At 65.8% G+C, this 12,214-nt stretch carries 9 protein-coding genes; 7 read left to right on the forward strand and 2 right to left on the reverse strand.

All coding sequences use genetic code 11. From position 1 onward, the window contains the following. Positions 1–175: 175 nt before the first annotated feature. Together AUP43_RS10815 and AUP43_RS10820 are read left to right on the forward strand one after the other, a co-directional pair. Positions 176–1,408 carry an MFS transporter gene (locus AUP43_RS10815; protein WP_067556522.1) on the forward strand — a complete coding sequence of 411 codons (1,233 nt, stop codon included), beginning with the start codon at positions 176–178 and terminating at the stop codon, positions 1,406–1,408. A 72-nt stretch (positions 1,409–1,480) separates the two neighbouring features. Next, positions 1,481–3,022, forward strand: a complete 1,542-nt coding sequence (locus AUP43_RS10820; protein ID WP_067556523.1) for an acetolactate synthase large subunit — start codon at positions 1,481–1,483, stop codon at positions 3,020–3,022. Positions 3,023–3,055: 33 nt separating this feature from the next. Here AUP43_RS10820 and AUP43_RS10825 read toward each other — a convergent pair whose 3' ends face one another. Next, positions 3,056–3,727 carry a GntR family transcriptional regulator gene (locus AUP43_RS10825; protein WP_067556524.1) on the reverse strand — a complete coding sequence of 224 codons (672 nt, stop codon included), beginning with the start codon at positions 3,725–3,727 and terminating at the stop codon, positions 3,056–3,058. Positions 3,728–4,032: 305 nt separating this feature from the next. On the opposite strand from AUP43_RS10825, the gene AUP43_RS10830 reads away from it, so the two are divergent. From AUP43_RS10830 to AUP43_RS10845, 4 genes are read left to right on the forward strand one after another with little or no spacing between them, the layout of a single operon-like run. Then, the gene (locus tag AUP43_RS10830; RefSeq protein ID WP_067556525.1) at positions 4,033–5,025 is read left to right on the forward strand and encodes a C4-dicarboxylate TRAP transporter substrate-binding protein; all 993 of its coding nucleotides are present in this window, start codon (positions 4,033–4,035) and stop codon (positions 5,023–5,025) included. Between the two features lie 25 nt (positions 5,026–5,050). Next, positions 5,051–5,542 carry a TRAP transporter small permease gene (locus tag AUP43_RS10835; RefSeq protein WP_067556526.1) on the forward strand — a complete coding sequence of 164 codons (492 nt, stop codon included), beginning with the start codon at positions 5,051–5,053 and terminating at the stop codon, positions 5,540–5,542. Positions 5,543–5,549: 7 nt separating this feature from the next. Further along, a complete protein-coding gene (locus tag AUP43_RS10840) occupies positions 5,550–6,836 on the forward strand; it encodes a TRAP transporter large permease (protein WP_067556529.1) in 1,287 nt (428 codons plus the stop codon). Continuing rightward, a complete protein-coding gene (locus AUP43_RS10845; protein WP_067556532.1) occupies positions 6,837–8,306 on the forward strand; it encodes a mannitol dehydrogenase family protein in 1,470 nt (489 codons plus the stop codon). Here the strand turns inward: AUP43_RS10845 and AUP43_RS10850 are convergent. After that, the gene (locus AUP43_RS10850; protein ID WP_067556535.1) at positions 8,303–10,507 is read right to left on the reverse strand and encodes a TonB-dependent receptor; all 2,205 of its coding nucleotides are present in this window, start codon (positions 10,505–10,507) and stop codon (positions 8,303–8,305) included. The genes AUP43_RS10845 and AUP43_RS10850 overlap by 4 nt on opposite strands. Before the next feature lie 358 nt (positions 10,508–10,865). Here AUP43_RS10850 and urtA point away from each other — a divergent pair, with 358 nt between their 5' ends. Continuing rightward, entirely contained in the window at positions 10,866–12,164 is a 1,299-nt protein-coding gene (urtA, locus tag AUP43_RS10855; RefSeq protein WP_157089319.1) for an urea ABC transporter substrate-binding protein, read from the forward strand. The last annotated feature ends 50 nt before the right edge of the window (positions 12,165–12,214 follow it).

Below are 12,214 nucleotides of genomic sequence, written 5' to 3' on the forward strand. Positions count from 1 at the left end.
CCTCAGCATGAGGTCACCAAGGGGCGCCGGCAGAGTGTCCCAGGATGACCTCATGCTGAGGAGCCCTCCCAAGAGGGCGTCTCGAAGCATAAGACGGCACAATAAAAATCGTTTCCCGCGCCTGGTTCCGCGACAGGCCAAGAAGGGGACGGAAGAAAACGGGAGGAAAGCCGGCGTGCTTTCTGAAGAAACGGAGCGGGGGCCGGACAGCCCCTATGCCTGGCTGCGGCTGCTGGTGTCGCTGCTGGTGACGACCATCGGCGGTGTGGGGCTGTGGTCGGTGGTGGTCGTGCTGCCGGTGGTCGAGGCCGAATTCGGCGTCGCCCGGGCCGAGGCCGCCTTGCCCTACACGCTGCTGATGGTGGGCTTCGCCATCGGCGGGGTGATGATGGGCCGGCTGGCCGACCGGTTCGGCATCCTGCCGCCGGTGGTCGGCGGCACGCTGTCGATCGCCGCCGGCTATATCCTGGCCGGCCAGGCCGAGACGCTGTGGCAGTTCGCGCTGGCGCATGGCGTGCTGATCGGTCTGTTCGGCAGTTCCGCCACCTTCGGGCCGATGATCGCCGACGTGTCGCGCTGGTTCGTGCGGCATCGTGGCATGGCGGTGTCGATCTGCGCCTGCGGCAGCTACCTTGCCGGCACGGTGTGGCCGCCGGTGGTGCAGGGCTTTATCGAGAATGTGGGCTGGCGGCAGACCCATATGGGCATCGGCCTGTTCTGCCTCGTCACCATCCTGCCGCTGTCGGTGCTGCTGCGCCGGCGGCCGCCGGTGGCGCAGGCCGGGCCGCAGGGCCAGCCGGCCGCCGCGCCGAAGAGCCTGAAGGGCCTGTCGCCCAATTTCCTGCAAGGGCTGCTGGTGATCGCCGGCATCACCTGCTGCGTCGCGATGGCGATGCCGCAGGTGCATATCGTGGCGCTGTGCGCCGATCTGGGGTTCGGCTCGGCGCGCGGCGCGCAGATGCTCTCCCTGATGCTGGCGACCGGCATCGTCAGCCGACTCGCCTTCGGCTGGCTGGTCGACCGGCTGGGCTCGCTGCCAACGCTGCTGATCAGCAGCGGCTTGCAGGCGCTCTCCCTGCTGCTGTTCCTGCCGTTCGACGGCATGGTGTCGCTGTTCGTCGTCTCCGCCCTGTTCGGGCTGGCGCAGGGCGGCATCGTGCCGACCTACGCCATGGTGGTGCGCGATTTCTTCCCGCCCGGCCAGGCCGGCGCGCGCATCGGGCTGGTGCTGTCGGCGACGCTGGTCGGCATGGCCATCGGCGGTTGGATGTCGGGCGCGATCTACGATCTGACGCTGTCCTACGAGGCCGCGTTCCTCAACGGCTTTGCCTGGAATCTGCTGAATGTCGCCATCGCCTTCTGGCTGTTGCTGCGGCTGGGCCGGCGGTCAGCCCTGCTTACAACTTGACGCTTGACCTCCGACCGGGGAGCCACTACCCCGATTGAACCTGATTTTTCTCCCAACCATGGATGCTGATCGATGAACGGTGCCGAAAGCCTGGTCCGGACCCTGAAGGCGGGCGGGGTCGATGTCTGCTTCACCAACCCCGGCACGTCGGAGATGCATTTCGTCGCCGCACTCGACCGGGTGGATGGCGTGCGCTGCGTGCTGTGCCTGTTCGAGGGGGTGGCGACCGGCGCCGCCGACGGCTATGCCCGCATGGCCGACAAGCCGGCCTCGACGCTGCTGCATCTCGGCCCGGGGCTGGGCAACGGCATCGCCAATCTGCACAACGCCAAGAAGGCGCGCAGCCCGATGGTGAACATCGTCGGCGAGCATGCCACATATCATGTGAAGTACGACGCGCCGCTGACCGCCGATATCGAAGGCACCGCGCGGCCCTATTCTAACTGGGTGAAGACCGCCAAGACGGCCGCCGGCATCGCCGACGACACGGTGGAGGCCATCGTCGCCGCGCGCACCGCGCCGGGCGGCATCGCCACGCTGATCGCGCCCGCCGACACGACCTGGGAGGAGGGGGCCGGCATCGCCGAGACGCCCGCCATACCGGAGCGCGCCAAGGTCGACGACAAGGCCATTGCCGAGGTCGCCAGGATCCTCAAATCCGGCGAGACCGCCGTCATCCTGCTGGGCGACAAGGCGGTCCGCGCCGCCCCGCTGGAGGCCGCCGCCCGCATCGCCGAGAAGACCGGCGCACGCATCCTGGGCGAGACCAGCAACGCCCGCATGGAGCGCGGCGCTGGGCGTGTCGCCATCGAGCGGCTGCCCTATCCGGTCGACCAGGCGCTGGCGGTGCTGGCCGATGTGAAGCATCTGATCCTGATCGGCTCGCGCGATCCGGTCGCCTTCTTCGCCTATCCGGGCAAGCCCAGCCGTATCGCCCCGGAAGGCTGCAACATCGTCACCCTGGCAACCCCGGCGGACGACCAGGGCGAGGCGCTGGAGCGTCTGGCCCAGGCGGTGGGTGCGAACCGGACGCTGACGATCCCCGGCCGCGAGCGGCCCGGCTTGCCGACCGGCGCGCTGACGCCGGAGACCATCGGCGCGGTGATCGGCGCGCTGCTGCCGGAAAACGCCATCGTCTGCGACGAAGGCGTGACGACGGGGCGCAAATTCTTCCCGCTGACCCACGCCGCCGGCCCGATGGACTGGCTGCAGCTTTCGGGCGGGGCGATTGGCGTCGGCATTCCGATGGCGACCGGGGCGGCGGTCGCCTGCCCGGACCGCAAGGTTGTCTCGCTGCAGGCCGATGGCAGCGCCATGTACACGGTGCAGGGCCTGTGGACCCAGGCGCGAGAGAAGCTGGACGTGGTGACGCTGATCTTCTCCAACCGCAGCTACAACATCCTGCGCGGCGAGCTGGCCAATGTCGGCGCGAACAATCCCGGCCCGAAGGCGTTGAACATGCTGAGCCTGGCCGACCCGGATATCGGCTGGGTCAATCTGGCGCGCGGCCTGGGCGTCGAAGCCATGCGCGCCGAAACGGCCGAGGAGTTGGCCGACAAGTTCAAGGCCTGTCTGAAGGCCAAGGGCCCGCACCTGATCGAAGTGGTGATGTAAATAAACCGCCCTCGCTCCGGCAGGGGCGAGGGCTCACGCTTCCGCCGCCAGTTCCCGATGCTTCAGCACGTCGAGGTAGGAGGATTTGGTCTGGTGGATATGCTGGCTGAGCAGCGTGCGCAGCCGTTCCCTGTCGCGGGTTCGGATCAGCGCCAGCATCTCGGCATGGTCGGCAAAGGAGCGGTCGTTCAGCGCCGCCTCGGTCGACAGGCGCGAGCGCAGCGCCTGGATGCGGAAGCCGATCTGGCTGTAGGCATCGGCGATATAGGGGTTGCCGCACAAATCGATCATCACCTTGTGGAACTGCCCGTCCAGCGTGTGGTAGGCGATGGTGTCGCCGGCCTCGTAGGCCGCCTTCATCGCCTCGAATACGCTGCTCATCTCCCGCTCGAAGGCTGAGTAATTGCGGGTGAGCGCGGATTCGACCGCCGCCAGTTCCAGTATCTCGCGCAGCTCGCTGATCAGCACCACATGGTCGCCGGCCATGCGGAACACATAGGTGCCGCGCTGCGGCAGCACTTCCACCAGCCCCTCGATCTTCAATTGCAGCAGCGCCTCGCGCACCGGCGTCTTGGAGATGCCCAGCTCGGCCGCCAGCGTGTTCTCCGACAAGGCGGCGCCGAGTTGCAGGCGGCCGTCGATAATGCGGTTGCGCAGTTCCTCCACCACCAGATCTTTCAGCGATTTCGGCCGTGCGATTTTCATTCTGATCTCGGCTTGTGCCCGTAATCTTCCATCTGATATATAAGATGCCAGTTGGCTCGGCAAGAGCCGCTGACTGGCCGCAACGTCGGCTTTCCCATCGTTTGCGTCGGAGGGGCGCGGGCGGCTGGGAATTCGGGAGGAAATGACATGTCGAAACGCGATCGCTCGTATCGCGACACTGTCTCCGAGAGGGTTTGGGTCTCTGGCGTGCGCCCGCGCACCGGCCGTCGTGCCGGCGCGCGGGCGTTCGTTTTCAGGACGCACGCATTCAGGGGGGAAGGAAACGACCGAAAAGGGAGGGTTCAATGACTGGCTTTAGCAGGAACTGGCTGTCGATCTGTGCCGCCATCGGCGTCGCGCTGGGCGCTTCCGCCGCCCAGGCGCAGGAGAAATTCACGCTGCGCTTCAACCATGTGCTGGGGCCGAAGGAGCCCTTTCACCAGGGTTTCGTGGAGTGGGCCAAGGCGGTTGAGGCGCGCACCAAGGGCGGCTTGAAGATGGATGTGTTCCATAGCGCCCAGCTCGGCGTCGAGGAGGATATTATCGAGCAGATTCGCCAGGGCGCCAATATCGGCCAGAACACGGATTCCGCGCGTCTGGGGAATTACGTGCCCGGTATCGCGGTGGTGAACGGACCGTATTTCGTCGAGACGCTGGACGAGGTGGCGGCCATCGCCAAGGCCCCGACCATGGTGAAGTGGCAGGATGAGCTGGCCGCCAAGCACGGCCTCAAGGTGGTGTGCTTCGACTGGGTGCAGGGCTACCGGCATTTCTTCACCAACAAGCCTGTACGTAATCCCCAGGATCTGGCGGGCCTGCGCATCCGCACCCCGCCGGCGCCGATCTGGCAGCAATCGATCAAGGCGCTGGGGGCCGCCCCGGTGGCGATGGCGTTCGGCGAGATGTATCCCGGCTTGCAGCAGAAGGCCATCGACGGGGTGGAGCTGGTCTACAACAACATCCCCGGCGGGCGGTTCTACGAGGTGCTGAGCCACGTCAGCGAGACGGCGCACATCATGCTGGTGAACTTCCAGGTGATCAGCTCGAAATTCTACGATTCGCTGCCGAAGGAATATCAGACCGCGCTGGTGGAGGAGTGCCAGAAGGCCGGGCGCGCCACTTCCGAGCAGATCATGGCGCTTGAGCAGAAGGTGAAGGCCGATTTGATCAAGCGCGGCATGACCGTCACCGACAATGTCGATAAGGCGGCGTTCCGCAAGGCCGGCGACGCGGCCTACGATGTGTTGAACATCGGCGACGCGAAGCGGGCGCTGCATAAGGAAATCGGCAAGCAGTAAGGCGGGCGAGGGCAGGGGCCGGCATATGCGTCGATTCTACGATCTGCTGTGCAGGGTGGAGGCCGTCGTGGCTGGCGCCTGCCTGATCGCCATGGTGGTGCTGATCTTCCTGGGCGGCATCGCCCGGCTGATGCGCGAACCGATGAACTGGACCATCGACTTCGCCACCTGCCTGTTCGCCTGGGCGTGCTTCCTGTGCGCCGACATTGCCTGGCGCAAGGGCGGCCTGATGTCGATCGACCTGTTCACTGCCCGTCTGCCGGAACCGGCGCAGCGCGCGCTGCTCTATTGCAACTATCTGATCATCGCCGGCTTTCTGGTGTATCTGGCCGGGGCCGGCGCGTGGCTGTCCTGGATCAGCCGGTCGCGCAGCTTTCAGGGCATTCCGGAGATCAGCTATTCCTGGGTGACCATGAGCCTGCCGGTCGGCGCGGTTCTGCTGCTGATCACCACGGCGCTGAAATTCCGCCAGACCCTGCTGGATGGCAGGGCTTCCTCCGCCCGGATTCCGGGGTAAGCGCGCGATGCTTCTGGTCGCCATCGCGTTCGTCGTGCTGCTGGTGATCGGCATGCCGGTCGCCTTCGCCATCGGCATATCCGGGGCGCTGTTCTTCGTCATGCATCCGGAGCTGCCCTTCACCATCCCGATCCAGAACACGGTATCGCAGACGCAGAATTTCGCGCTGCTGGCGATTCCGTTGTTCATCCTGGCCGGCAATCTGATGAACAAGTCGGGCATCACCGACGAGCTGCTGAACTTGGCCGCGGTGCTGGCGGGACGGCTGAAGGGCGGGCTGGCGCAGGTGTCGCTGGTGCTGTCCGGGCTGATGGGCGGGGTGTCGGGCTCGGCCATCGCGGATGCCGCCATGCAGTCGCGCATGCTGGGCGAGGCGATGATGAAGCGCGGCTTCACCAAGGGCTTCACCGCGGGCGTGCTGTCCTTCAGCTCGGTGCTGACGCCGATCATCCCGCCGGGCATCGGCTTCATCATTTACGGCACCATCGGCCAGGTTTCCATCGGCCGGCTGTTCGCCGCCGGCTTCGTGCCGGCGCTGCTGCTGTGGGCGGCGCTCAGCTTCGCCATCAGCTATACCGCGCGCAAGCGGGGCTACGCGCCGGAGCGTACCACGCGGCCCTCGCTGGGCGAGGTGGGGGGCGCGCTGCGCGGCGGCGTCTGGGCGATTCTGTTCCCGGTCTTCCTGCTGGTGGGGTTGCGCATGGGGGTGTTCACCCCGTCGGAGATCGGCGCGTTCGCGGTGATCTATGCGGTGGCCATCGGGTTGCTGATCTACCGCAAGCTCAATCGCGGCAATTTCATCGAGGCGATGGAGGGCAGCCTGAGCGATGTCGGCTCGGTTATGTTCCTGATCGCGCTGTCGGCCATCTTCAGCTACGGCATCGTGCTGGAGCGCGTGCCCGAGGTGATCGCCGAGGGCATGCTGGGAGTCAGCGAGAACCTGAACGTCATCATGATCATGATCCTGGCCTTCGTGCTGGTGGCCGGGCTGTTCATCGACGGCACCGTGCTGATCATCATGCTGACGCCGATCTTTCTGCCGCTGATCCGCGATCTGTATGGCGATCCGGTGCATTTCGGCCTGGTTTTCATCCTGGCGGCGACCATCGGCAATTTCACCCCGCCCGTGGGCGCGGCCATGTATGCCGTGTGCTCCATCCTGCGCTGTCCCATCGGCGATTATACCCGCGAATCGATACCGTTCCTGATCGCCGTCTCGGTGGTTGCGCTGTTCCTGGTTTTCGTGCCGGAATTGGTGCTGTTGGTGCCGAACGCGATTTTCGGGGGACGCTGAATGCAAAGGCTGGGGCCCGGCGCGCTGCCTGACGGCGTCGTGCGGTTCGGCTATGACCGGCGCGAGTTGCGTCCGGGCATTGTGCATCTGGGCGTGGGGGCCTTCTTCCGCGCTCATGTCGCCACCTATCTGGACGACGCGATGCAGGCCGGCGGCGATCCGCGCTGGGGCGTCATCGGCGCCAGCCTGCGCCATCCGGACCAGCGCGACCGGCTGGCGCCGCAGGGCTGCCTCTATACCGCCCTGCAACGCGGTCCGGAGGGCGATAGCGCGCGCATCGTCGGCTGTCTGACGCAAGTGCTCGTCGCGCCGGAGAATCCGGGGGCGCTGCTGGCGCGCATGGCTGATCCGATGACCCGCATCGTCAGCCTGACGGTGACGGAGAAGGGCTATTGCCGCGACGCCGAGGGCAGGCTCGACGCCCAGCATCCGGAGATCATGCAGGATTGGCGCACGCCGCTGGAGCCGGTGACGGCCATCGGCTATCTGGTTGAGGCGCTACGCCGCCGACGCGACGCCAATATCGCGCCCTTCGCTGTGCTGCCTTGCGATAATCTGCCCGGCAATGGCCGGCTGGTGGCCGGGTTGGCGCGCGATTTCGCCGCCGGGCTGGACGACAAGCTGGCCGCCTGGATCGAGCGCAGCGTGGCTTTCCCCTCCAGCATGGTCGACCGCATCGCCCCGGCCGTGAGCGACGCCGATATCGCGGCTGTGGCGGCGTTGATCGGGCGGCAGGATGCGGCCCCCGTGGTGCACGAACCGTTTCGCCAGTGGGTGATCGAGGATCGCTTCCCCAGGGATGGCCGCCCGCCGCTGGAACATACCGACGCGCAGCTGGTCAAAGATGTCGAGCCGTTCGAGCAGATGAAACTGCGGCTGCTGAACGGCGCGCATTCGGCGCTGGCCTATCTGGGCTATCTGGTGGGGTGCGAGACCATCGGCGACGCGGTGGCCGTGCCGGTATTCCGCGCCTTCGTGCAGAGGCTGTGGGGCGAGGTGTTGCCGACGCTGAAGCGGCCGCCGGGCATTGACCTGAATGATTATACGCAAACCCTCATGCGGCGCTTCGACAATCCGGCCATTCGCCACCGTACCTGGCAGGTGGCGATGGATGGGTCGCAGAAATTGCCGCAAAGGCTGCTGGCCCCGGCGCGTGAGAGGTTGGCGGCGGGCAAGCCGATTACTGCCATTGCCCATGTGCTGGCCGCCTGGGCGCGCTATGTCGGCGGGGTGGACGAAGCGGGCAGCGCCATCGATGTGCGCGACCCGCTGGCGACGGCGCTGCGCCGGGCGCTGGACGGCGCCGGCACGAGTTCATCGGCCCGTATCGACGCCTTGCTGTCGGTGCGCGCGATGTTCGACGAACCCTTGGCCCGCGATCCGCGGTTTCGGACGGCGTTGATAGAAGCCTACGGCCGCGTCGCGGATTACGGCGTGCGCGACGCGACCGTTCAGCTGATGGCCGACTAGAAGTCGATGCCGGCGGAGATTTTCAGGGTCAGCGGATCACCCTGGACCAGATAGCCGCCATTGGCCGACGCCCAATAGGCTTCGTTGGTGACGTTCTCGATATTGGCGCGGAAGGTGACCGCGCGATTGTCGATCTCCGTCGTGTAGCGCGCGCCGATATCCAGGCGGGTCCAGCTATCCAGCTTCAGCGTGTTGGCGTCGTTGGCGTATTGCGAGCCGGTATGGATCACCCGGCTGGCCAGCGTGACGCCGCGCAGGAAGGCGGGATCCCATTCCGCGCCGAAATTGGCCTGGAAGTTCGGCACGCCGATGGCGTCGTTGCCGTCATTCGCGCCGCCGGCCGTGCCGTTCAGCTCCGGATCGATGAAGGTGACGCCGCCGAGCAGCCGGATGCCGGTGACCGGCTCGCCGAACATCATCAATTCGATGCCGCGATTCTGCTGCTCGCCGGAAATGCCGTAAATCTGCGTGGTGGGATCGAGCACGCCGTTCGGCTTCTCCAGCTCGAACAGGGCCACCGACGCGCCGAAGCGGCCGAAATCGAACTTCGCGCCGACTTCGTACTGCACCGCCTCATAGGGCGCGAAAATCTGGCCGAAATTAAGTGCGTTGGACGGCGCGCTGGGGCCCTGCGCCAGGCCCTCGATGCGGTTGGCGTAGAGCGAGAGATAGTCGGTCGGCTTCACCACGATACCGACCACTGGGCTGGTGGCGGATTCGTCGTAATTATCGGTGCGCGAGCCGCTGGCGCGGTCGAAGCCTTCCACCTGCAGCCATTGGTGGCGCGCGCCCAGGGTGAGCTGGACGCGGTCGTCCAGCACCGACAGCGTATCGGACACGAAGACGCTCTTCAGATTGACCTCGCTGACCTTCGGCAGATCCTCGAAATCGCCCCCGGCGAAGGAGGTCGGGAATTTCGGGTAGTCGATCGGGTTGTTCAAATCGAACGGCGCGCTGGTGCCGAACTCGTAGGCATTCTTGTTCACCGTGCGCAGGGCGGAGAAACCGGCGTCGAGCCGGTGGCCGACGAAGCCGGTCTGGGCGTCCGCCCGCATGCCGGCCATGCCGCTGACGGCAGTATCCTCGCGCGGCACGTCGAGCCGGCCGATGGTGCCGATGCCGGCCGCATTCACCGTCGGGTTGGAATAGGAGCCGTCCTCGCGCATGTCGCGGACGCCGAAGGCGGCGTAGCCCATGACGTTCGGCGTGAAATCATATTCCAGGCGGGTCTGGGCGAAGGTCTCGCGCAGCTCCGTATAGCTGAAGGCCTGCGAATAATCGGCGTCGGCGTCGGGCACGGCGGGGATGCCGTCGCCGGTAAGCTGCACGTTCGGGCGCGGGCCGTCGATGCGCAGCTTCTGATGGCCGATATCCAGCGAGGCGCGGAACCGGTCGCCGCGATAATCCATGCCGAGCGAGCCCAGCATCAGCGATTCCTCCTCGCCCTGCACGGCGGTGTCACCGCCGCGCCCGACGATATTGGCCCGAATGCCGAACTCGCCCTCCGGCCCGAACCGGCGGCCGATATCGAGATGGCCGCCCAGCTCCTCATCCATGCCGTAGGTGGCGGTGAAGCGGGTCAGCGGCGCGTCTCCGGCGCGCTTGGGCACCAGATTGATGCTGCCGCCGATGCCGCTGCTGGATGGGCCGATGCCGTTCAGGAAGGCGCTGGGGCCGCGCAGCACTTCGATGCGCTCGAACATCTCGACGGCGGTGATCTGGCGCGGCGCTGTGCCGGCCAGCCCGTCTATCAGCAGATCCTCGCCGTTCAGCGGCAGGCCGCGAATGACGAACTGCTCGCCGGAATTGCCGAAGCTGCGGCTGACGCGCACGCCCGGATCGTTCAGCAGCACATCGCCTAGCGTTTCAGCCTGCTGGTTCTCGATCAGCGTGTCGGTATAGCTGGTCACGCTGAACGGCGTGTCCATGATGTCGCGATTGCCCAGCGCGCCGGTGCGCGCGCCACGCGAAACCTGGCCGCCGGCATAGGCGGGAGGCGGGGCGCCCACGGAGGATTTCGGGTTGGCGATGGCCTCGCCCTCGACCGTCACCGGCGCCAGCTCGATGGTGCCGCCGCCGCTGGTCTGCGCCAGGGCCGGCGGGGCGAGCATACCCGTCGCCAGCACCGTGCTCATCATCAGCGCGCGGGAAACCCCAGCCCGCCGCCCGCGACGGTCCGTCGCGATCACTGCCCCGTTCATCGTACCCCTCCTGATATGCCCCAATTCGCAGGGACGCAGCTTTGCGAATGCGTCTCAACAATGTCGCTGAGTGGCATTGATCACCCGCGATTGTCAATGAAAATGACAATCGTTCTTAATAACGGGCGCGCAAGCGCGCCGTTTTCGAGGTGCATTAGCAAGTGCGGATCGGCTGCCTGACTTTTTGGCAAAAATAAGATGGCGGCTGATGAAAATTTAGGCGGCGCTAGGCGCACACGGCCGCAAATAGATTAAAACTCAATGAAACGGGCGCTGAATCCGGCCTTACAACCGTGGCACGTCCCTTGCGTCTTGTTGCGCTGCGGTATCACGCCGCTAAAAACCAAGGGAGACGAGAATGGCTGGGAACACGGGGGCCAAATTTCTGACCGGGCTACTGGTCGGCGCATCGATGCTGGCGGGTGTGGCGGTCGGCGAGGCCAGGGCGCAGGACACCATCAAGGTCGGCATCCTGCATTCGCTGTCGGGCACGATGGCGATCAGCGAGACGACCCTGAAGGACGTCATGCTGATGCTGATCGAGGAGCAGAACAAGAAGGGCGGCCTGCTCGGCAAGAAGCTGGAAGCGGTGGTCGTCGATCCGGCCTCCGACTGGCCGCTGTTCGCCGAAAAGGCGCGTGAACTGATCAGCGTGCACAAGGTCGCGGCCACCTTCGGCTGCTGGACCAGCGTGTCGCGCAAATCCGTGCTGCCGGTGTTCGAGGAGCTGAACAGCATCCTCTTCTACCCGGTGCAGTACGAGGGCGAGGAATCCTCGCGCAACGTGTTCTATACCGGTGCGGCCCCGAACCAGCAGGCGATCCCAGCGGTGGATTACCTGGCGAAGGAAGAGGGCGTGCAGCGCTGGGTGCTGGCGGGCACCGACTATGTCTATCCGCGCACCACGAACAAGATCCTGGAGACCTACCTCAAGGATAAGGGCGTCGCGGCCGCCGACATCATGATCAACTACACGCCGTTCGGTCATTCCGACTGGCAGTCGATCGTCGCCGAGATCAAGAAGTTCGGCTCGGCCGGCAAGAAGACCGCCGTCGTTTCCACCATCAATGGCGACGCCAACGTGCCGTTCTACAAGGAACTGGCGAATCAGGGCATCAAGGCCGAGGACATCCCCGTCGTCGCCTTCTCGGTCGGCGAGGAAGAGCTGGCCGGCATCGACACCGCCCCGCTGGTCGGCCATCTGGCGGCGTGGAACTACTTCATGTCGAACGAGACCGCGGTGAACAAGGAGTTCATCAAGCAGTGGCAGACCTTCATCAAGAATCCGAAGCGCGTGACCAACGACCCGATGGAGGCGCATTATATCGGATTCAACATGTGGGTTAAGGCGGTCGAGAAGGCCGGCACCATCGCCCCGGACGCGGTGATCGACTCCCTGGTCGGCGTCGCCGTGCCGAACCTGACCGGCGGCATGTCGGCGATGATGCCGAACCATCACATCACCAAGCCGGTGCTGATCGGCGAAGTGCAGGCCGACGGCCAGTTCGACACTGTCTGGTCGACCCCGGGCCTGGTGGTCGGCGACGAATGGTCGGACTTCCTGCCGGACAGCAAGGACCTGATCTCCGACTGGCGCAAGCCGATGTCGTGCGGCAACTTCAACGTGAAGACCGGCAAGTGCGGCGGCAAGAGCTGACGCGCTAGGACGGAAACGGACAGGGCCGGCGGCTTTGGCCGCCGGCCTTT

This window comes from Oceanibaculum pacificum (assembly GCF_001618175.1).
In the GTDB taxonomy this organism is placed as follows: domain Bacteria; phylum Pseudomonadota; class Alphaproteobacteria; order Oceanibaculales; family Oceanibaculaceae; genus Oceanibaculum; species Oceanibaculum pacificum.